Raw genomic sequence first — 21,055 nt, 5'->3', positions numbered from 1 at the left:
ACCCAGGTCCGCCTAGAAGCCTAGAACGGCCTGTCACTCCAGTACCTCCTGCGTTACCCGACCGTGTCCGATCCCACACTGGTTCGCGACATTTCCAACGGGTTAACGTACGGCGTGTAGTTCAGGTGATTCGGGTGGGTTATCCGGGCAGGTGCCGGCCCACCGCCGCCGATTTGACGGCGATGCGCGCGTCGCGGCGAGCGGCCCGGACGCCACGCTGGATCGAACGCCGCCGATCTCCCATGAAGCGCTCCGTACGGTAGCGCAGGCTCGGCCGTCCCTCGGTGTCGGCGGCCGCCAGCAGCAGGCCGCCGAAGAGTCCGATGTTCTTCAGCACGTGGATCTGATGAGCCCGCCGCTCCGCCGGGTCGTCCTGCTCCCAGAACGCGTGGCCGGCGAGCGTCGTCGGCACGAGGGTGCCGGCCAGCACCGCCGCGGCGGTGCGGCTGCCCCGCCCCGTGGCCAGGAGCAGCCCAGCGACCGCCTGGATCGCGCCGTTGATCCGGACCAGCGCGCGGGCGTCGGTCGGCAACGGGGTGGGCGCCTTGTCGAGCAGCGGTGCGACCCGATCCGTGACCCGCTTTGCCTTGGGCACCAGCGGGTCCGGGTTGACCAACGCTTGCGCGCCATTGGCCACGAAGATCGCGCTGAGCATCGCGCGCGCCGCGGTGCGTACGGGTCTCATGGGCCCTTCATACCCGGTCGTGGTGCTGCTTACCCCACTGTTCGGAGGTATCGGCCAAAGTGCGGAACGGTGAACGCCACCGTCCCCCGCTCACCGGAGTAGATGAGTCCCTTTTTGATGAGCGCGTCGCGGGCCGGCGAGAGGCTGGCCGGCTTGCGCGCGAGCTGCTTGGCGATGTCGGCGGTGGACACCGCGGCGTCCATGTCATCCGTCGGCTCGGCGGCGGACAGCGCCGCCATCGCCCGCATGTACTCCCGCTCGGCCGGGGTGGCCCGCTCGTAGCGCGAGCCGAAGAACCCCACGGCCAGCTCGGCCTCGGCCTCCGGCGCCGCCACCCGCACGTCTTCCGCGGTGATCGGCGAGCGCGGCGCGTGGTCCCAGGTCGCCTTCCCGTACGCCTGCACGAAGTACGGGTAGCCGCCGGACTTCTCGTAGAGCAGGTCGAGCGCCTTCTGCTCGTACTCGACCTCTTCGCGGGACGCTGGCGCACCCAGCGCCTGGTCGGCCGAGAGCCGGTCGAGCCGGTCGATCCGCTGGTAGCGGAACAGCCGCTCGGAGTACGACTTCGCGGCGGACAGCACGGCCGGCAGGTGTGGCAGCCCGGCGCCGACCACGATGAGCGGCGCACCGAGCTGGGACAGCTCGTGGCAGGCGGCACAGAGCGCGGAGATGTCGTCGGGCCCGAGGTCCTGCATCTCGTCGATGAACAGCGCGATGCCGGTGCCCACGTCGGTGGCCACGCTGGCCGCGTCGGTGAAGAGCTCGACCAGGTCGATCTCGATGTCGCCGGAGTCGGCCCGCCCGGCCCGCGCGGGCACGTCGATGCCCGGCTGCCACCGGTCGCGGAGCTTCGCGTTGGCCGCGTTGGCGCGCAGGGCGAACGCCTTGAGCACGCCGAGGAACTCGTCGATCCGATCTGGCGCGCGGTGGTGCGGGGCCAGCTCGCGCACCGCCATGTGCAGCGCGGCGCTGACCGGCCGGCGCAGCGCCTGGTCGGGGCGGGCCTCGATCTTGCCGGTGCCCCAGAGCCGGCCGATGGCCTGCGAGCGAAGCGTGTTGAGCAGCACGGTCTTGCCGACGCCGCGGAGCCCGGTGAGCATCAGGCTGCGCTCGGGGCGACCGCGGGCCACCCGCTCGAGCACGATGTCGAAGACCTCGAGCTCGCGATCGCGGCCGGCGAGTTCGGGTGGGCGCTGCCCGGCGCCCGGCGCGTAGGGGTTGCGGACCGGATCCACGTATCGCACCGTATCGGCTCGTCTAGGGCAGAACCTAGAAAGCCGTATAGGCGTGTCGAGGGAAATCGACAAGAAAATAGCGCCGTCTAGCAATATCGCTAGACGGCGCTACAGAAGGCTATCGCTGCTTCAGGCAGAGCACGAAGTCGAGCGGGTTGAGCTCGCTGTCGAAGAAGTAGTGGAACTGGTAGCCCGCCACCGTCTTGCACTTGGCGTCGTAGTCGATCGTGCCGTCGAACCGGGCCAGCACCTCGAACGTCTTGGCCCCGCACTCCGCGATCTTGAGCTCGGGCTTGGCGTCGGTGCCCTCGTTGACCACGCACTGGCCGGCCTTGACAAAGCGGGCGTCGGTGGAGTTTTCCGGCGCCGGGCTTGGATCCTGCGAGCCATCCGCGCCGCCGCTCGGATCGGCCTGCTGTGAGGAGGTGGGCAGCGCGCCGCCGCCGGTCGGGTCGTCGTCGGCGCCGCCCAGCTTGACCACGGCCGCCACGCCACCCGCCACGACCAGCAGGGCCAACGCCACGACCACGAGGACCAGCGTGCGGTTGCCGCCCTTGCGCGGTGGCGCCGGCGGCACCGGCTGCCCCCACGCCGGGTCGGTCGCCGGGGCGTAGCCGGGCTGCTCGTACTGCCGGGTGGAACCGTAGCCCGGGCTCTGCTCGTAGCCCTGGTCGTAGCCACCCTGCTGGTAGCCGCCACCCTGCTGGTAACCGCCCTGGTCGTAGCCGCCCTGGTCGTATCCGGGGTAGCCGGCCGGGGACGCGGGACCGGCCGGTGGCGTCGACGAGGGCGTGCCGCCCCACGGGTCGGGCTGCCCGCCCCAGGGGTCGGACGGCTGCCCGTACGGCTCCTGCGGCTGCCTCCCCCAAGGCTCCTGCGGCGGGCCGGAATATGACCCGTAGTTAGACATGTGACAGCCCTCCCGAGACTGCGATGTTCCCGGTCACCGTAGCGTGGCGACCCCCTCGCCATACCTCCCGGAACCGCGCCAATCTCTCAGAGCAAGCGCAGCTGGCGGTCCTTGGGGCGGCGCGGGCCGGCGTCGCCGAGCCGCTCGAAAAGACCGCTGTCGATCGCTTCGAGGAACGGCGTCGGCCGGGTCTCCCGCTCGGTGCCGAAGCGGACGCGGCGGGAGGCGTGGCTGACGTACAGCCGGTCCTGCGCGCGGGTCAGGCCGACGAAGAAGAGCCGGCGCTCCTCGGCCAGCTCTTCCTCGGCCGGCGGTCTGCCGGGCAGCCGCAGCGGCAGCAGACCGTCTTCGCAGCCGACCAGGAACACGACCGGAAACTCCAGACCCTTCGCGGCGTGCAGGGTGAGCAGCGTGACGGCCTCGGCGCGCGGGTCGAGCGCGTCGACCTCCGCGCCGGTGGCCAGCTGCGACAGGAACAGCTCCAGGTCGTCGCCGCAGCGCTGGGCCAGCGGGGTGAGCACCTCGACGGCACCCCAGATGTCTTCCGGGCTGGTCGCCGACGGCGCGTCGAGCGTCGGCGCGGTGAAACGCTGGGCCAGCACCTGGCCGGCGAGCCGCACGCGGGCCGCGATCGAGCCGCCCAGCCCGCCGGCGTGCCGCAGCTCGCGGGCGATCGAGCCGACGCCGGCCCGGTCGCGCAACCTGTTGTGCGAGCGCTTCTGCACCGGGATGCCGGCGCGGGAGAGCGCCTCGACGACCGGGGCGGCCTGCGCGTCGGTCCGGTACAGCACCGCTATGTCGGAGAAGGAGATCGTGGAAGAGCGCCCGTCGATCCGCCCCGAGTCGAGCGAGCGGTGCGAGACGCCGCCGACCAGCTCGTCGACCGTGCGGCGGACGAAGTCGGCCTCCTCGACGGCCGAGCCGGCGGGGTACAGGCCGACGAGTGGCGCCTCCGGGTCGAGCCGGGCCGGGTCGAGCCGCCGCCCACTCACCAGCGTGGACGGCGCGATGGCCTGCACCGCGGCCGCGACGATGGGCGCGGCCGAGCGGTAGTTGCGGGTCAGCCGCACCAGCCGGGCGTCGGTGAAGTCCTGCGAGAAGCGCAGGAAGTACGCGACGTCGGCGCCGCGGAACGAGTAGATCGCCTGGTCCGGGTCACCGATCGCGCACAGGTTGCCGTCTGGCGGGCTGAGCAGGCGCAGCAGCTCGTACTGGGTGGCGTCGACGTCCTGGTACTCGTCTACGAAGATCCACCGCCACCGGGTCCGGTACTCCTCGACCAGCTCCGGATCGTCGCGCAGCAGCGTGACCGGCAGCTCGACGAGCTCGTCGAGGTCGACGAGGTTTTGCTGGCGGAGCACCTTGACGTACGCGTCGCGGTCGTCGCCCGCCTCGGCCTTCGCCTCCGCCCGCTGCGTGTCGTCGGCGACTCCGAAGCCCTCGCCGAGCCCGGCCGCCGACGCGTGCTCGCGCAGGATCGCGAGGCCCAGCGAGTGGAAGGTCGCCACCGTGACGTCTTCGGCGACCGGCCCGAGCAGCCCGTCGAGCCGCTCGCGCAGCTCCTCCGCCGCGCGCCGGGTGAACGTGATCGCCAGGCACTGCTCCGGGTAGACGTTCAGCTCGGCGCAGAGGTACGCGATGCGGTGGGTGAGCGTGCGGGTCTTGCCGGTGCCCGGCCCGGCCACGATCAGCAGCGGCCCGCCCGGCGCCGAGGCGGCCACCCGCTGTAGCGCGTCCAGCCGGTCGAGCAGGCCGGTGCCGACCTCCTCCATGCCGGAGAGCATCGGCTCGAACGGCTCGTGCGGCGAGGCCGGCGCCGCGATCGGCGGGGCGGGCGCCGCCACGGGCGGGGCGGCCTTCGCCTGGCGGGGAGCCTTCGGTGCCTCCGCCTTGCGTCGCGGCGCGGGCTCGGCCGGCCGCCGCTGCGCGGGCACGGGCATGTCGAAGAGCGTGTCCGCCTGATGGGCGTGACCGGCACGGGGGAGTTCGTCCGGCTGGAAGATGCTGATCACGCCGTACTCGCCGTCGTATCCCGAGACCCGCCGCACCTGCCCGCGGCGAAGGCGCCCGATGGCCTCGGCCAGCAGCTCGCCGCCGGCCTGCCCGATGTCGGCCAGCGGCGTGTGGGTGAGGATCCGCAGCTCCGGGCCGAGCGCCGCGACAAGCGTGTTGATCTGGCCGTCGACGGTCTTGGAGCGCGGCCCGACGCCGTTGATCTCGCCGACGATCTGCGGCAGCGAGAGCAGGTGGGTGACCTGCTTGGCACCCGGGCGGGCGTCGTCGCGGTCGGCGAGGTCTTCGACCCGGCTGAGCACGCCGACGGTCAGCGGCTTGCCACACTGCGGGCAGAGGCCGCCGGCGGCCCGGGTCTGGTCGGGCTGCCAGTTGACGCCGCAGACGCGGTGGCCGTCGGCGTGGTACTTGCCCTCCTCGGGGAAGAACTCGATCGTGCCGTGCAGCCCGTCGCCGGTGCGCAGCGCCTCGCGGATGCCGAAGTAGTCACGCGGCGCGGTCAGTACAGTCGCCTCGCGGGCCAGCGCCGGCGGCGAGTGGGCGTCCGAGTTGGACACGAGCTGGTAGCGGTCGAGGCTGGACACCCGCCAGTTCATCTCGGGATCGGAGGAGAGGCCGGTCTCCACCGCGAAGATGTGCTCGGCCAGGTCGGCGTAGCAGTCGGCGATCGCGTCGAAGCCCGACTTGCTGCCGAGCGCGGAAAACCACGGCGTCCAGATGTGTGCGGGCACCAGGAAGCCGTCGGGGCTCGCCTCCAGCGTGATCTCCAGCAGGTCGCGCGAGTCGAGGCCGAGGATCGGGCGCCCGTCCGCACCCAGGTTTCCGATCCGCCCGAGCGCGGTGTTGAAGCGGGCCACCGCGTCGAGGTCGGGCAGGTAGATCAGGTGGTGCACCTTACGGGTGCGGTCGTCGCGCTTGTAGATCGTGGAGATCTCGACGCTCAGCATGAAGCGCACCGGATCGGCCTCGGCCGCGCTGGCGAGGATCGGCGGCAGCTTGCGGGCGATCTCGCGCTCGGCCTCCGGGCTGAGCCGGTAGAGGCCCGGCTCGGCGGGGTGCAGCGTCTCACGCAGGTGGTCGTGCCAGGCCGGGTGGGTGAAGTCGCCGGTGCCCAGCACGCTGACGCCCTTGCGCCGCGCCCACCAGGCCAGGTTGGGAAGGTTGAGGTCGCGGCTGCATGCGCGGGAGTACTTCGAGTGGATGTGCAGGTCAACGACGTACGGATTGCTGCCGGTCGAGCTGTCCTGAGGTGCAACGCTGAACGGAGGCACGCCGCATAGTGCCATGCCCGCGTCGTCCGGCGCGTGTTGCCACGCGCGCGTGACGCCCACTGTGTCTCCGGGTTCGCTCGCTCGTGCGGCGCTGAAGGCGACGTCTTCCTCCGCCGCACCGAAACCCCCGACATCGTCGGAGGGGCGGCTGCGTCCAGACGCCGCCGCGCCAGCTCGCTCGCTCACTACTGGCTGTGCAGCTCGACGAGGGTGACCTGTGGGGGCGCGCCGACACGTACCGGCGGACCCCAGAAGCCGGCGCCGTTGGTCACGTACACCTTCGTGCCGTCGACCGTGCCCAGCCCGGAGACGATCGGCTGCTCGAGGCGGACCAGGAGGTGCCACGGCACCATCTGGCCGCCGTGGGTGTGGCCGGAGAGCTGGAGGTCGACGCCGTACTTCGCCGCGTTTTCCGCCTGCACCGGCTGGTGTGCCAGCAGCACGACCGGGCGGCTCGGGTCGCGCCCGTCGAACGTCTTGGGAAAGTCGGGCCCGTCTTCGTATTCTTCGCCCGCGATGTCGTTGACGCCGGCCAGGTCGAGGCCCTCGATCTCCAGCCGCTCGTTGCGCAGCGGGCGCAGACCGAGGCGGGCCACCTCGTCGACCCACTCCTGGTGCCCGGAGAAGTACTCGTGGTTGCCGGTGACGAAGTAGGTGCCGCGGCGCGAGCGCAGGCGCTCCAGCGGGGCGGCGGCCGCGCCCAGCTCCTCGACGCTGCCGTCGACGAGGTCGCCGACGACGGTCACCAGGTCGGCGTCCATTTCGTTGATCATGTTGACGATCCGCTCGGTGTGTCCGCGACCGCGCAGCGGGCCGAGGTGGATGTCGGAGACCAGCGCGATGCGCATGCCGTCCATCGTGCGCGGCAGCTTGGCCAGCGGGATCGACACGCGGTCGAGCTGGGGCGGGCCGAGTGCGCTGCGGATGCCGTACCCGGAGACGCCCGCGGCGGTGAGCCCGGCGAAGATGGCCGCCCCGCGGGCGAGGAGCAGCCGCCGATCGGGCTGGTGATCGGGAGCCGGCGGCTCCGCCGCCGGACCGCCGGCGCCGACCAGGGCCGGCACGGGGGCGGACGCCCGCCCGCGGCGCAGCCAGAGCTTGGCCACGAGCATCGGGATCTCCAGCACCACCAGCACGACGATCAGGTAGAACATGACCGCCAACCAGAGGTAGCCGGGCCAGGCCAGCCACCACTGCCCCATCCGGGTGCCGACCAGGGTGGCGGGCACGAGCACACCGAGCACGAGCGCGGCCACGCCGCCGGCCCGGCGCCAGCGGCCCGGTCGGGTGGTGTCGCGGATCAGGCGCTTCCACAGGTAGAAGTGGATCAGCCCGATCACGGCGAACGCGAACACCACGAACACGATCACGCCCACGCTCGGATCAGCCTCCGGCGAACGGGGGAAGGACGTCGACGGTCGCCCCGCCGGGCAGGGCGGACTGGCGGTCGTGGCAGGCGACGCCGTCGACCAGGAAACTCGCCGCCTTGAGCACGGTGCCGAGCCGCTCGCCGCGACGGGCCGACAGCTCGGCCGCCAGGTCGTCCAGGCAGAGGCCGGCCGGCGCGAAGTCTTCGGGCACGCCGGCCGCGGCCCGGGCGCCGGCGAAGTAACGCACCGTAATCGACTCGACCGCCATGTCAGCCGCCGATCGCGGACATCGGGCGGGCCGGCTGGAGGAACTTCGCGTCGTCGATGCCGTGTCCGGCCCGCTTGGCCCACATGGCCGCGCGCCAACGGTCGGCGATCTCCTCGTCGCCGGCACCCCCGCGCAGCGCGCCCCGCAGGTCGGACTCCTCCGTGGCGAAGAGGCAGTTGCGTACCTGGCCGTCGGCGGTCAGGCGGGTGCGGTCGCAGTCGCCGCAGAAGGGGCGGGTGACGCTGCCGATCACGCCGACCTTCGCCGGCTGGCCGCCGGGCGCGGTGAAGCCGTCGACAAGCCATGTCTCGGCGGGTGCGCCGCCGCGCTCGGCCGGGTCGGGCAGCAGCGTGAACTCCGCCTCCAGCGCGGCGAGGATCTCCGCGGCGGTGATCATGCGGGTGCGATCCCAGGCGTGCTGGGCGTCCAGCGGCATCTGCTCGATGAACCGCAGCTCGTAGCCCTCCGCCAGGGCGAACCGCAGCAGCGCCGGCGCCTCGTCCTCGTTGATGTCACGGAGGAGCACAGAGTTGATCTTGACAGGGGTGAGGCCCGCCGCCCGCGCGGCGGTGAGGCCGGCCAGCACGTCGGGCAGCCGCCGCCGGTGGGCCAGCCGCTCGAACCGCTCGCCGTCGAGCGTGTCGAGCGAGACGTTGACCCGGTCGAGGCCGGCCTCGCGCAGCGGCCGGGCCAGCTTGTCGAGGCCGATGCCGTTGGTGGTCAGCGACAGGCGCGGGCGCGGGCTCAGCTCGGCCACCGCCGTCACGATCTTGGTGAGGCCGGGCCGGATGAGCGGCTCACCGCCGGTGAAGCGGACCTCGTCGACGCCGAGCCGCTCGACCGCGACCCGGACCAGGCGGATCACCTCGTCGTCGGTGAGCACGGCCGAGTTGGGCAGCCAGGGCAGCCCTTCCACCGGCATGCAGTAGTTGCAGCGCAGGTTGCACCGGTCGGTGAGCGAGACCCGCAGGTCGGTCGCCACCCTTCCGAACCGGTCGACGAGCCCCGCGGTGGTCATCTCTTGACGTTACCGCGTCAAGCGCGCAGCGCCGCCTCGGCCGTTGCCCGAACAGCGGATCGGTACGCCCCGCCGAACAGCGCCGTGTGCACGAGCATCAGGTGCAGCTGGTGCACCGGCACGCGGGCCGGCCAGCCCTCCGCCAGTGGCCACTCCTCCTGGTACGCGGCGAGCACCCGGTCCAGGTGCGGCGCGCCCCCGAAAAGGGCGAGCTGGGCGAGGTCGGTCTCGCGGTGGCCGCCGTGTGCCGCGGGATCGACGAGCCAGGCCCGCCCGTCGGCCGCCCACAGCACGTTGCCCGGCCACAGGTCCCCGTGTACGCGCGCGGGCGGCTCGTTCCCGCCGTACCCGTCGATGCGCGAGACGACGTGCTCGACGAGGGCGACGTCGGGTGCGGAGAGCGCGCCGTTGTCGGCCGACATCCGCAGGTAGGGCACCAGCCGGCGCTCGGCGAACCAGCCCGGCCAGGGGCCGGGCGACGGCGTGTTGTCTGCGGGCAGCGCGCCGATGAAGCCCGGCCCCTCGGCCCCGAAGGCGCCGGCGCCGGCCCGGTGGGTGGCCGCCAGGTCGCGCCCGAGGCGCTCCGCCGCTCGCGGCGTCGCCGCGCCGGGCTCCACCCACTCCAGCGCGAGCAGCGTGGGCAGCGCGGCGATGACCTCCGGCACGGGCGCGCCGCCCGCATCGCGCAGCCACCGCAGCCCCGCGGCCTCCGTTTCGAAAAATCCATCTGGTACCGGCTGCGCGGCGCCACTCCACGACTTGGTGAACAGGGACGCGCCGTCGTCGAGCGTGAGCCGGGAGGCGGTGCAGATGCTGCCCCCTGGCACGGGCGTCTCCCGGATTCGCTGATGGGTCAGGAAGGCGGGGAGATGCTCGGGGTGCGCCCGGAGGTACGCGAGGTCCATGTCGACCACTCTTACCAAGTGGGTGTCGCCGTCGGCTTAACAGGGGTAAGCATGACGTCATGGCGGTGACGATCCGTTCGTACCGGCCCGGCGACCACAGCGCCGGCCGGCGGCTGTGGGTCGAGTTGACCGAGCGGCACCGGGCGCTCTACGACGACCCGGGCTTCGGTGGCGCCGACCCCGGCGCGGCGTTCGAGGACTACCTGACCAGGCTGGACCTGTCCGGCATGTGGGTCGCCGACCACGGCGAAGACGGCGTCGTCGGGCTGGTCGGCCTCATCATGAAGGGCCGGGCGGGCGAGGTCGAGCCGGTCGTGGTGACCGAGGCACACCGCGGCCAGGGCGTCGGCCGGGCGCTGCTCGGGCACGTCGCCGACGAAGCGCGGCGGCGTGGGCTGGCCTACCTGACGATCTCCCCCGAGTCGCGCAACGTGGACGCGATCCGCAGCCTGCACGCGGCCGGGTACGACGTGCTCTCCGCGCTCCAGTTGACGCTCGACCTCGGCCGGCGCGAGCACGCGTGGCGGCAGGACATCGACATTCACGAGCTCCGATTTAAGTCCTGACCTGCTCCACTACTGAGCGTGCCTGTGGATAACCCGGGTGTCGTCCACAGGGCCTTCTGATCTCATCCAGGCCAGCGCAAGCTGCCCACATGACACCGCTCGCCCTCCGCACACCAGCTGACCTGCTCGCCGCCATCCCGTTTCTGCTCGGCTTCCACCCGCGCGACAGCGTTGTCGTCGTGGGGCTCCGCGCCCGCCACGTGGTCTTCGCCGCCCGGGGTGACCTGGGCGAGCCGCCCGCCTTCGTGGAGTACGTGACGTCCGTCGTCATGCGGCAGGACGTCGACACCGCCGCCGTCGTCGGCTACGGCACCGACGAGCGGGCGCGCGAGCCCGTGCTGGCCATCCGCGCGGCGCTGGAGCGACACAGCGTCGGCGTGATCGACGCGTTGCGCGTGGCCGACGGGCGTTACTGGTCCTACGCGTGCCCCGGCGAGGGCTGCTGCCCGCCCGAGGGCACGGCATACGACCCCGTGGCCAGCCCCGTGGCCGCCGCGGCCACCCACGCCGGGCACGTGGCGCTCCCCGACCGCGACACGCTCGTGCGGCAGATCGCGCCGATCGGCGGTGCGACCCGCGAGTCGATGCGCCGGTTGACCGAGCGTGCCACCGCGCGGCTGAGCAGCATGCTTGCCACCTCGCCGCCGGGTGACCTGCTGGGCAGCCGGTCGCTGCGTCAGCTCGGCGCCGCCGCGGTGCGGGAGGCGATGCGCTGCCACCGCGAAGGCGGCCGCCTCAGCGACGACGAGGTCGCTTGGTTGACCGTGCTGCTCAAGCACCTGCCGGTCCGCGACTACGCGTGGGAGCGGGTGGGCGTCGACGAGTGGCACATCGAGCTGTGGGTCGACGTGCTGCGCCGGGCGGAGTCCCACCTCGTGCCGGCGCCGGCGTGCCTGCTCGCGTTCGCCGCCTGGCGGTCCGGGCAGGGCGCCCTCGCCGTCGCCGCGGTGGAGCGGGCCAGGGACGCCGATCCGGCCTACTCGATGGCCCGCCTCCTCGACGACGTGCTGCGCCGCGGCATCCCGCCGTCCGCTCTGGAGTCGTTTCCGATGCCGCCACACGCCCGGGTGGGCAGCCGCCGGCCGCGCCGCCGCCCGGCCAGGGCCTGATTGCAAAGTCCGCGCTGGGCTGGGTCCGGGCTCCGGCCCGCCCCGACAACCCTTTCGGATCAGGCCCCAGGTCTGACCCGGTGGTGACCCGTGTAGACGTTCATCGTCTCGCCGCGGAGAAAGCCGACGAGCGTCATGCCGGCCTCCGCGGCCAGGTCACCGGCGAGCGTGCTGGGCGCCGACACGGCGGCGAGCACCGGCAGGCCGGCCATCCACGCCTTCTGGGTCAGCTCAAAGCTGGCCCGGCCGGAGACCAGCAGCACGTGGCCGCGCAGTGGCAGTCGCTGCTCGCGCACCGCCCAGCCGACGACCTTGTCGACCGCGTTGTGCCGGCCCACGTCTTCGCGCAGCACCACGAGCTCTCCCGACGGGGTGAAGAGGCCCGCCGCGTGCAGCCCGCCGGTTCGTTCGAAGACCCGCTGGGCCGCACGCAGCCGGCCCGGCAGGGCGGCCAGCACCTGCGCGTCCACACCGACCGGGTCGCCGGCCACGTCAAATTGCGACCGGGTGCGGATGGCGTCGATGCTGGCCTTGCCGCACACACCGCAGGAGCTGGTGGTGTAGAAGTTGCGGGCCGGGTCGGTCTCCGGCGGCGGCACATGGCCGGCGAGCACCACGTCCACGACGTTGTACGTGTTCGGCGTGTCGGTGCCCGCGCAGAGCTGCGCGGTCACCACGTCGTCTGCCTGGCGGATCACACCCTCGGTGAGCAGAAACCCGATGGCCAGGTCAAGGTCGTCGCCCGGCGTGCGCATGGTCACCGCCAGCGGGCGCCGCGGCGCCGGCCCGGCCGGTCCGACCCGGATCTCCAGTGGCTCTTCGGCGGCGAGGGTGTCCCGCCGCTCCACGGTGCCCCGCCCGCTCGTGTCGATCGTAAGGACCGTGCGCCGGTCCGTTGCCCTGCCCATCTCCCCAATCTCCCCTGACTCCCCAATTCGTGCCACCCGTTCGCGAGCGACCCATCAGCGGCGGGTGCCCCCTCCGAAGCCCTGACAGAAGCCGGCCGAAAGCCGGGGGTTCATGAGGGAGGAAACCCGATGGGTTCGAGGAAAGGAACGGTGCGGCGGGTCTCGGTCACCGCGACCGCGCTGACCGCTGGCCTCGCAGGTGCGGCGCTGGCCGCGGTCGCCACCGGCATGGTCTCGATCGGCACGTGGATGCCGGGCGGTGGTGGCGACGACGCCCCGGCCGAGCTGGCCGGTTCGCGGAGCCGGGCGGGCGACGGATACGGCGATCGGGGTGACCTCTTCGTCGTCACCCAGGAGGGCCGGCTCCACCGGTTCGACAAGCTCGGCACCGGCCGGCAGGAGCTGAGCCTGGCCATCACCGGCCTGGCAGAAGGGGAAAAGCTCGTGGGTATCGACACCCGGCCAGCCAATGGCCAGCTCTACGCCGTGGGCAGCACCAGCCGGCTGTACGTGATCGACCCGGCCACCGGCGCCGCGGCGCCGGTCGGCACCCCGTTCACCACCGCGCTCTCCGGCAAGCGGTTCGGCGTCGACTTCAACCCGACCGTCGACCGGCTGCGCATCATCAGCGACACCGGGCAAAACCTGCGGATCGACCCCACCACGGGCGCGGTCGCGGGCGTCGACACGGCGCTGGCCAGCAAGGGCGTGACCGCTGCTGGATACACCAACAGCGTGGCGGGCGCGACGTCGACCGCGCTTTACGACATCGACAGCAGCAAGGACATCCTGGTGCTCCAGGGCACCAAGCCGGGCGTGATGCCGCCCGTCTCACCCAACACCGGCCAGCTCTTCCCGGTCGGCCGCCTCGGCGTCGACGTGCTCGGGCTCGACGGGTTCGACATCGTGGGCGCGGCCAAGGGTGACACGTTCGACGAGGCCGACTACACCGCGATCGCCGCCGTGCGGGTCAAGGGCGACGGCGACACCACCCGCCTGGTCCGCGTCGACCTGCGCACCGGCAAGGCGAGCCCGCGCGGCAAGCTGCCGAAGGGCGTCGTCGGCATCACCGCCTCGGCGGGTGGGCCCACCACCGTGTACGCCACGACGGCCCGCAACGACCTGGTCCGCTTCGACCGCGACTCGCTGAAGATCCGCTCGCAGCAGCCGATCACCGGGCTCGCCGCCGGCGAGAAGGTGCTCGGCATCGACGTGCGCCCGGCCAACGGCCAGCTCTACGCGCTCGGCAGCACCAACCAGATCTACACGGTCAACCCGCGCACGGCCGCCGCTACCGCGGTGGGCACGCCGTTCAGCCCCGCCGTGTTCGGCAACGCGGTCGGCTTCGACGTCAACCCGGTCGTCGACCGGCTGCGCGTGGTCACCTCGTCCGGGCAAAACCTGCGCCTCGTCCCCGACACGGGCGCGGTGGCGGGCGTCGACAAACCGCTCGTCTACGCCGCCGACGACCGCAACGCCAAGGCCAAGCCCAAGGTGGCGCACGCCGCGTACACCAATGGCTTCGTGGGCACCACCGCCACGACGCTGTACGACATCGACACGGGCATCGACGTGCTGACCGTGCAGGCCCCGCCAAATGACGGCGTGCTGCGTACGACCGGCAAGCTCACGCTCAACGTCGACTCGGCCGGCGGCTTCGACATCGCCGCCGACGGTGAGGCCATCGCGGCCCTGTCCCGCTCCGGCGGCAGCCGCATCTACGCGATCGACCTGGGGTCCGGCAAGGCCCGCCTGATCGGCAAGCTCGGCCGCGGCAGCACGCTCACCACCCTCGCGGTCGCCCCGCGCGGCGTCTAGGCACTACTCGCACAGACCGCCCCGGTCCTATTCGTGGGAGGGCCGGGGCGGGTGCGCGCCCCGCGGCATGCCGAATCTCGGCGTGGCGGTCGCGGGGCGGCTACGGTCTGGGTGTGCGGGGTTTCGCGGCGATCGTGTTGGCCGGGGGCGCTGGGCGGCGCCTGGGCGGGGCCGCCAAGCCCACGCTGACGGTCGCCGGCCGCAGCATGCTCGACCGTGTGCTGCGTGCCGTCCCCGACGCCGCGCCGGTGGTCGTGGTCGGCGCGACGCCGGCGGAGCCGCCCACGGGAGTCATCACCACGGTCGAAGACCCGCCCGGCTCGGGGCCGGTCGCCGCGACGGCCGCCGGGATCGCACTCCTCCCCCGCGACGCCGGCGACGTGGCCCTCCTCGCCGCCGACCTCCCCTTCCTGACCCGAGCCGCGGTCACCCGCCTCCGGCAGCGGCTCGCGGCGTCCACAGTGGATGGTGCGCTCTACGTGGACGGTGATGGCCGCCGCCAGCTGCTGTGCGGTGTCTGGCGCGCGCCTTCCCTGCTTGCGCCGATCGATCGCCTGGCCGCCGGGCGCGGGCTGGCCGGCGCCTCGATGCGGGCCCTCTTCGCCGGGCTGGATGTGGCTGAGGTCGCCTGGACCGAGCCCGGCCCGCCACCGTGGTTCGACTGCGACACCGACGAAGACCTGCGTCAAGCGGAGGAATGGGCCCGATGAACCTGAACGAGTGGACCGAGGCGGCCTGCGCCGAGCTCGGCCTGGAAGTGGCTGACGCCAACGTCAAGCTTGTGCTCGATTTGGCCCGCGACGTCGCGCACAACGTGGTGCGTCCGGGCGCGCCGGTCTCCGCCTACCTGCTGGGTCTGGCCGTGGGGCGCGGCGCCGATCCGGCGGACGCCGCCGCTCGCCTGACCGCGCTGGCCGAGCGCGCGGGCGCCGAGGCGTAGCGCCTCAGCACGACCCCCGGTAGGCCACCACCGCCTCGCGCGCGGCCTTCACCTTCTCGGTCTGCAACGGCTCGACAGCTTCGCCGGCGGAAACCTTCGCCGCGAGCTTTGCCTTGGCCTCACCCGCCGCGGCGACGACCGTCCGCAGGTCGTCGGCCAGCTCGGCCGGCATCCGCGCCTGGAGGAGCGTGCCGTGCAGCACCATCGAGTCGACGAGGCCGCTCAGATCCTTTCGCTCGTTGGCCGACTCTCCGTCGATCAGCGCGAGGATGCCCAGGTCGAACGCGGGCCCAGCGGCCGTGGCGAAGCCGTTGAGGTCTGCGCAGAACTCGACCTGTGCCTCGGCGTCACTCGCCGACGGAGAGGGCGCCGGTGGCGAACCTGTCGCGGACGCCGGGGGCGGCGAGGTGGGTGCCGGGTCGGCCGGGTCGTCACCGCAGGCGGCGGCCGCGATCCCGATCGCCATCAGGACCGCGGTCGTACGAACCAGCGCGGCTCTCATCGCGGCCAATGCTAGTGATGCGCCGCTACACCGGTTCGAGACGGATGATGATCTGCTTCGACGTGGGGGTGTTTGAGCCTTCCGCCGTCGAGTCGAGCGGGACCAGCACGTTTGCCTCAGGGAAGTACGCGGCGGCGCAGCCGCGGGCCGACGGGTACGCGACCGCGCGGAAGCCCTTCGCCCGCCGCTCCACGCCGTCTGTCCACTCGGAAACCATGTCGACCATGTCGCCGTCGGCAACGCCCAGCGCCGCCAGGTCTTCCGGGTTGACGAAGACCACGCGCCGCCCGGCGTGCACGCCGCGATAGCGGTCGTCCAGCCCGTAGATCGTGGTGTTGTACTGGTCATGGCTGCGCACCGTCTGGAGCAGCAGCCGGCCCTCGGGCACCCGGATCACCGACAGCGGCCCGGCGGTGAAGATCGCCTTCCCGCTGGGTGTCGGAAACTCCAGGCGATCGCGGGGCGGATGCGGCAGTGTGAAGCCGGCCCGGTCGGCGACCTTCGCCTCGAAGTCAGCGAAGCCCGGCACCACCGCCGCGATCACCGAGCGGATGGTGCGGTAGTCGGCCTCGTACTCGGCCCACGGCACCGGTGACTCGGGCATCAGCGCGCGGGCCAAGCGGGTGACGATCGCGACCTCGGAGAGCAGGTCGGGCGAGGCCGGGGCGAGGCGGCCGCGGGAGGCGTGCACCGACGACATGGAGTCTTCGACGGTGACGAACTGCTCGCCCGACTCCTGCCGGTCGCGCTCGGTGCGGCCGAGGCAGGGCAGGATGAGGCTCGTCGCGCCGGGCACGACGTGCGAGCGGTTGAGCTTGGTCGACACGTGCACGGTCAGCGCGCACGAGCGGAGCGCCGCCTCGGTCACGGCCGTGTCGGGCGTGGCGGACGCGAAGTTGCCGCCCAGGGCCATGAAGACCCGCACCCGACCGTCGCGCATGGCGCGGAGAGCATCGACCGTGTCGTACCCGCGGCGGGTCGGCATGGAGACGCCGAGCAGGTCGCCGGCGGCGGCCGACCACGACGGCGGCTCGTGCCAGATGCCCATGGTGCGGTCGCCCTGCACGTTGGAGTGGCCGCGCACCGGGCACAGGCCGGCGCCCGGCTTGCCGAGCATGCCACGCAGCAGCTGCACGTCGACGATCTCGCGGATGGTCGCCACCGCCTCGCGCTGCTGGGTCAAGCCCATCGCCCAGCACACGATCGTGGCGCCCGACGACGCGAACATGCGGGCCGCGGCCTCGATCTCCTTCCGTGCGAGGCCGGTCGCCGCGGCCACGTCAGCCCAGTCGAGCGTGCGAAGGACGGAGGTGTACGCCTCGAACCCGCTCGTGTAGCGGTCTACAAAGGACTGGTCGACCGCACCCCACTCGACAAGCAGCGCGGCGATCGCGCGGAAGAGCGCCTGGTCGCCGCCCACCTTGATCTGGAGGAAGCGGTCGGCCAGCGGGGTGCCCTTGCCCACCAGGCCACGAACCTTTTGCGGGTTGCGGAAGTGGATCAGCCCCGCCTCGGGCATCGGGTTGACGGCCAGGATCTTCGCGCCGCGGCGCTTGGCCTCTTCGAGCGCGGAGAGCATGCGCGGGTGGTTGGTGCCCGGGTTTTGGCCCACGACCACGATCAGCTCGGCGCGGTGGATGTCGTCGAGCGTCACCGAGCCCTTGCCGATACCGATCGTGCCGGTGAGCGCGACGCCGGACGACTCGTGGCACATGTTGGAGCAGTCGGGCATGTTGTTCGTGCCGTACGACCGGGCGAGCAGTTGGTAGAGGAACGCCGCCTCGTTGGAGGTGCGCCCGGAGGTGTAGAAGACCGCCTCGTCCGGCTCGACCGCGCGCAGGTGCCCGGCGGTCAACGCGAACGCCTCGTCCCACGAAATTGGCACGTAGTGGTCGGACCCTGGGCGGCGCACCACCGGCGTGGTGAGCCGCCCCTGCTGTCCCAACCAGTGGTCGGAACGCTCGGCCAGCTCGGAGATCGGGTGGGCGGCGAAGAACTCGGGTGTGATCCGCCGCAGCGTGGCCTCTTCGGCCACCGCCTTGGCGCCGTTTTCACAGAACTCGGTGTGAGAACGCGCACCCGGCGCCGGCTCCGGCCAGGCGCAGCCAGGGCAGTCGAAGCCGCTCGGCTGGTTGATGCGCAGCAGCGTGAGCGCGGTGCGGCGGACCCCCATCTGGGCCAACCCCGCGCTCAGCGCGTGTGTGACGCCCGGCAACCCGGCCGCTGTGCGCTTCGGTGTCTCGATCCGCAGGTCACGGTCGCCTGGATCGTCGCGCGGCGCCCCTTTCGCCATAGCTGCACAATAGCCCCGTAGCCCTTGAATGACCGGTGGTCAGTTCGCGCCCCAACCGCTCGGTAGGGTGTGGCTGACGGACGGAGGCGATCATGACCGAGGACCAGGGCAAAGCCGACGTAGCTGGCGGGCAGGCCCCGGAAACCATCCTGCTCGACGAGCCGACGACGGCCGACCTGCGCTCCAAGGTGACCGAGGCATGGCGGGAGTTCGCCACAGCGCTGGCGGCCACACTCGCGAAGCTGCCTATCGGTGCACACGTGGAGCTGACCCTCGACCCGACCGCGTCCGGCACCGGCGACGCCGTGTACTCGGTGAGCCTCACCGTGGAGGACGACGGCCGGATCAACGCGCTGGCTGTGGGCAACGCGAGCCTCCCGCCCGGGTTCCGGATGGACCGCGCGGCGGTCGCCGACCTCGTGGCGCTCGGCTGGTCGCCGCCCGGGGTGGTCGAGGGCTCGGGCGATCAGTTCGGGCTCCGCTCGACCACCGCCGAGGCCGTGCGGCTGGCCGCCACGATCTCCCGGACGCTCCGCGACGTGTACGGCGCGCCGCACCCCGCGTTCCTGGTCTATGTCGTGCACGACGCCGAAGACGAGCCGCTGCCGGTCGACCCGCTCGGCACCGCCCGTCCCGAGATGCTCCTCGACGACGACGAGGTCGAGCTGGCCGAGCGCGTCGTGCGCGGCGGCGAGTCCGACGACGTGCTCGAGCTGGACGAGCAGGTGCGCATGGTCGTCGCCGCGATGATGAAGAGCGCGCCCGACCAGCTCCAGGTCGACTCCGACGGCGACATCGGCATCCGCGCCGGCTCGGCGATGGTGTTCGTGCGGGTCCGCGACAACCCGCCGCTCGTCGACGTCTTCTCGCCCGTGCTCACCGAGGTGGAGCCGACCGAGCAGCTCTACGTCAAGCTCTCCGAGCTGACCAACCGCATGCCGATCGGCCGGCTCTACTGCACCAACGACACGGTGTGGGCGTCCATCCCGGTGTTTGGCCGCAACTTCCAGCCCACCCACCTGATGCTCGCCGTCCAGGTGATGACGGGCCTGGCCGACGAGCTCGACGATCGGCTGCACGGCGAGTTCGGCGGCAAGCGCTTCTTCGGCGAGGGCGACAAACCCGCCCACCGCGACGCGGACGACCACCGCACCGGCATGTACTTGTAGCTACTTCTTCCGGCGGTCGCGTTCCTCGTCTTCGGGGTCGGGCGCACGATCGCGCGCCTCCCTTGCCGGGAGGTGCGCGATCGCCCATCCAAGGCGCTGGTTGGCGGGGTCGCTCCCCAGTGGTGCCGCCATCAGTCGCTCCAGCTGAGCCAGGCTCGGGTGTCCAACGTGGACAAGTTGGTGGCCTTCAGACCGCTGTCCGACACCGTCCAGAGGTCGTCGCCGATCACCAGGGAGCGGCGGATCATGCCGATGCCGGGCTGGTCGGTCTTGGTCTCGTGCGAGACGGTGCCCACCTCGGTGATCGCGGTGTCGCCGACACGAAGCACCAGCGCGCCGTTGCTCCCGCGGTCTCGCTCCCACACCGACAGCGGCATCACCAGCAGCTTGTCCTCGGGCCAGTAGAGGAACGCGTGCGGGTCGTACTCGGCCTCGGAGTGCGCCGACTTCACGTGGTGCTGCGCCAGCCGCGAGGGACTGTCCAGGTTGGACACGTCGAAGAGCGACACCTGCGTGCCCTGTGCCTGCCCCTGCTCGGAGGCCTCCTGCCCGACGCCGATGACGCGGCCCGGCTCGGCCGGGTGCAGGTACGCGGAGTAGCCCGTGATCTTCAGCTCGCCCGCGACCCGCGGCTTGGCCGGGTCAGTGAGATCCACTGTGTACAGCGGATCGGTCTGGCGGAACGTCACGACGTACCCGGTCGTGCCGGCGAAGCGTACGGCGTAGATGCGCTCGCCCTTGCCCAGCCCGGTAATCTTGCCGGCTTCCGGCATCGCACCGCCGGCCAGGCGCAGCACGTACACGGTCGAGCTGGACCTTGGCGCGTCGCCCCACGTGCGACCGCTGGTGGTGGCCACGCGCAGGTGACCGTCCCATTCGGACATCGCGTACTGGTTGATCAGCCAGCCGCGCACCGAGCCGGAGCCGACGTACGCCGGCCGGCCGGACTTGGAGATGTCGAAGCGGTAGATCTCGGTGATCTCGTCTTCCGGCTTGGGCTCGCCGTTGCTGCGCTGGAGCCAGCCCATCACCCGCCACCGCTGGTCGTTGGCGACGTAGAGGTTGACGCCGTTGCTGTAGACGGTGTCGCCGTCGGCCACCACGCCGACCGGGTCACCGTCGCCGAGGCCGCTCGCGCCGAGCTCGAAGCTGAGCAGAGTGACCAGCGAGGTGCCCGAGTACGTGGCCGGGCGGGAGTAGCGGTCGCAGCCCAGCACGCCCTTGTCGGTGGTGCCGCCGGTCTTGACGGTGTATCGGGGGAACCAGTCGTCGGCGGTGGCCTTGTCGATGATCCGCTTGTTGGCGGCCACCTGCTGCTTTTCCGAGAGGCCCTCCCGGTACGGGAAGTCCAGGCGGGGCGAGGAGCGCACCACGACGCGGGCGGTCGCGCCGACCTGGCGCGCGTCCACGAGGCTGCCGGCCACTTCGTACTCGCTGATCTTCTTCGGCGCGCCGGAGATGTCGAGGAGGATGACCCGCGTGCTGGCGATACCGGCCGGCCGGGCGGAGTCTTCGGCGGCGGTGTACCAGCCGCCGCGGATCAGCACCAGCGCGCGGTCGCCGTGCAGCAGCAGTGAGCCCTCGCCCCAGCGGACCGGGTCGTCGTCGCCGGTGGCGAGGTCGAGCTTGCCGGTGAGCTTGTGCGAGCCCGCGTCGACGACCCGCACCACGCCCTGCTGGATCGTCAGGATCCGCCGGCCGTCGGTCTTGACCAGGTCGGGCTCGTCGACGCCGGCCTCGTGCGTGTTGGTGCCCGAGTAGCTCGGCGCCTGCTTCGCGCTGGAGCCGGCGGCGGAGTCCTCCGCGGCACCGGCCGCCGAACGCGCGCCCCCCTCCGCGAACGGCATCCCGCCGCCGAGGCCCCACGGCCCGACGTACTCCTTGGCCGCCTTCTTCATCAAGGCGAGCCCTTCGGCGCAGGAGTCGAACGCGACGAGTTTGAACTGCCCGGCGGGCACGGCGGGATCGTGCCGTGCCGGCGGGCTGGGCGGCTCCGGCGAAGACGTACACCCGGCGAGGGCGACCAGCAGGGCGAGCGGCGCGCCCGCGGCGACCGCGAGTCTCGGTGTCATGCG

At 72.2% G+C, this 21,055-nt stretch carries 18 protein-coding genes; 6 read left to right on the top strand and 12 right to left on the bottom strand.

The annotated features are described in order from the left end of the window. Positions 1–139: 139 nt before the first annotated feature. From ACTMTJ_RS10655 to ACTMTJ_RS10620, 8 genes are all read right to left on the bottom strand, one after another. Positions 140–685 (bottom strand): DoxX family protein, encoded by a 546-nt coding sequence (locus ACTMTJ_RS10655; RefSeq protein ID WP_441215990.1) that lies wholly within the window; start codon positions 683–685, stop codon positions 140–142. A 29-nt stretch (positions 686–714) separates the two neighbouring features. Beyond that, positions 715–1,920, bottom strand: a complete 1,206-nt coding sequence (locus tag ACTMTJ_RS10650) for an AAA family ATPase (RefSeq protein ID WP_441215989.1) — start codon at positions 1,918–1,920, stop codon at positions 715–717. A 118-nt stretch (positions 1,921–2,038) separates the two neighbouring features. After that, complete coding sequence (locus ACTMTJ_RS10645; RefSeq protein WP_441215988.1) at positions 2,039–2,830, bottom strand: LppU/SCO3897 family protein; 792 nt, start codon at positions 2,828–2,830, stop codon at positions 2,039–2,041. 86 nt (positions 2,831–2,916) lie between these two features. Further along, positions 2,917–6,114, bottom strand: coding sequence for a UvrD-helicase domain-containing protein (locus tag ACTMTJ_RS10640; RefSeq protein WP_441216311.1), 3,198 nt, complete (start codon positions 6,112–6,114; stop codon positions 2,917–2,919). Positions 6,115–6,299: 185 nt separating this feature from the next. After that, complete coding sequence (locus ACTMTJ_RS10635; RefSeq protein WP_441215987.1) at positions 6,300–7,490, bottom strand: metallophosphoesterase; 1,191 nt, start codon at positions 7,488–7,490, stop codon at positions 6,300–6,302. 7 nt (positions 7,491–7,497) lie between these two features. Then, on the bottom strand, positions 7,498–7,752 hold the full coding sequence (locus tag ACTMTJ_RS10630; RefSeq protein WP_441215986.1) for a MoaD/ThiS family protein: 255 nt from the start codon (positions 7,750–7,752) through the stop codon (positions 7,498–7,500). Between the two features lies 1 nt (position 7,753). Continuing rightward, entirely contained in the window at positions 7,754–8,770 is a 1,017-nt protein-coding gene (gene moaA, locus ACTMTJ_RS10625; protein WP_441215985.1) for a GTP 3',8-cyclase MoaA, read from the bottom strand. Positions 8,771–8,787: 17 nt separating this feature from the next. Further along, the gene (locus tag ACTMTJ_RS10620) at positions 8,788–9,675 is read right to left on the bottom strand and encodes a fructosamine kinase family protein (RefSeq protein ID WP_441215984.1); all 888 of its coding nucleotides are present in this window, start codon (positions 9,673–9,675) and stop codon (positions 8,788–8,790) included. Between the two features lie 59 nt (positions 9,676–9,734). Here ACTMTJ_RS10620 and ACTMTJ_RS10615 point away from each other — a divergent pair, with 59 nt between their 5' ends. Next, positions 9,735–10,241 (top strand): GNAT family N-acetyltransferase, encoded by a 507-nt coding sequence (locus ACTMTJ_RS10615; RefSeq protein ID WP_441215983.1) that lies wholly within the window; start codon positions 9,735–9,737, stop codon positions 10,239–10,241. An 89-nt stretch (positions 10,242–10,330) separates the two neighbouring features. Further along, positions 10,331–11,350 carry a DUF4192 domain-containing protein gene (locus tag ACTMTJ_RS10610; RefSeq protein ID WP_441215982.1) on the top strand — a complete coding sequence of 340 codons (1,020 nt, stop codon included), beginning with the start codon at positions 10,331–10,333 and terminating at the stop codon, positions 11,348–11,350. Between the two features lie 59 nt (positions 11,351–11,409). Here the strand turns inward: ACTMTJ_RS10610 and fdhD are convergent, their stop codons facing one another. Further along, positions 11,410–12,258: a formate dehydrogenase accessory sulfurtransferase FdhD gene (fdhD, locus tag ACTMTJ_RS10605; protein WP_441215981.1), complete on the bottom strand. Its 849-nt coding sequence runs from the start codon at positions 12,256–12,258 to the stop codon at positions 11,410–11,412. Between the two features lie 129 nt (positions 12,259–12,387). Between fdhD and ACTMTJ_RS10600 the strand changes: the two genes are divergently transcribed. The 3 genes from ACTMTJ_RS10600 (at position 12,388) to ACTMTJ_RS10590 (ending at position 15,016) form a co-directional block, all read left to right on the top strand. Then, on the top strand, positions 12,388–14,076 hold the full coding sequence (locus tag ACTMTJ_RS10600) for a DUF4394 domain-containing protein (protein WP_441215980.1): 1,689 nt from the start codon (positions 12,388–12,390) through the stop codon (positions 14,074–14,076). A 113-nt stretch (positions 14,077–14,189) separates the two neighbouring features. Then, positions 14,190–14,786, top strand: a complete 597-nt coding sequence (gene mobA / locus ACTMTJ_RS10595; RefSeq protein ID WP_441215979.1) for a molybdenum cofactor guanylyltransferase — start codon at positions 14,190–14,192, stop codon at positions 14,784–14,786. After that, positions 14,783–15,016, top strand: a complete 234-nt coding sequence (locus ACTMTJ_RS10590) for a DUF6457 domain-containing protein (RefSeq protein ID WP_441215978.1) — start codon at positions 14,783–14,785, stop codon at positions 15,014–15,016. Before mobA ends, ACTMTJ_RS10590 begins: the two co-directional genes overlap by 4 nt. A gap of 4 nt (positions 15,017–15,020) precedes the next feature. Here the strand turns inward: ACTMTJ_RS10590 and ACTMTJ_RS10585 are convergent, their stop codons facing one another. Both ACTMTJ_RS10585 and ACTMTJ_RS10580 read right to left on the bottom strand, forming a co-directional pair. Then, positions 15,021–15,518, bottom strand: a complete 498-nt coding sequence (locus ACTMTJ_RS10585) for a hypothetical protein (protein WP_441215977.1) — start codon at positions 15,516–15,518, stop codon at positions 15,021–15,023. Between the two features lie 25 nt (positions 15,519–15,543). Next, complete coding sequence (locus tag ACTMTJ_RS10580; RefSeq protein ID WP_441215976.1) at positions 15,544–17,811, bottom strand: FdhF/YdeP family oxidoreductase; 2,268 nt, start codon at positions 17,809–17,811, stop codon at positions 15,544–15,546. Positions 17,812–17,903: 92 nt separating this feature from the next. On the opposite strand from ACTMTJ_RS10580, the gene ACTMTJ_RS10575 reads away from it, so the two are divergent. After that, positions 17,904–18,980 (top strand): T3SS (YopN, CesT) and YbjN peptide-binding chaperone 1, encoded by a 1,077-nt coding sequence (locus tag ACTMTJ_RS10575; RefSeq protein ID WP_441215975.1) that lies wholly within the window; start codon positions 17,904–17,906, stop codon positions 18,978–18,980. Positions 18,981–19,111: 131 nt separating this feature from the next. On the opposite strand, the gene ACTMTJ_RS10570 is transcribed toward ACTMTJ_RS10575, so the two are convergent. Continuing rightward, positions 19,112–21,052, bottom strand: a complete 1,941-nt coding sequence (locus ACTMTJ_RS10570) for a beta-propeller domain-containing protein (protein ID WP_441215974.1) — start codon at positions 21,050–21,052, stop codon at positions 19,112–19,114. Positions 21,053–21,055: the final 3 nt, after the last annotated feature.

Origin of the sequence: Phytohabitans sp. LJ34 (genome assembly GCF_052068095.1) — a bacterium.
GTDB lineage: Bacteria > Actinomycetota > Actinomycetes > Mycobacteriales > Micromonosporaceae > Phytohabitans.
This window is presented reverse-complemented; position numbering and strand designations above follow the sequence as displayed.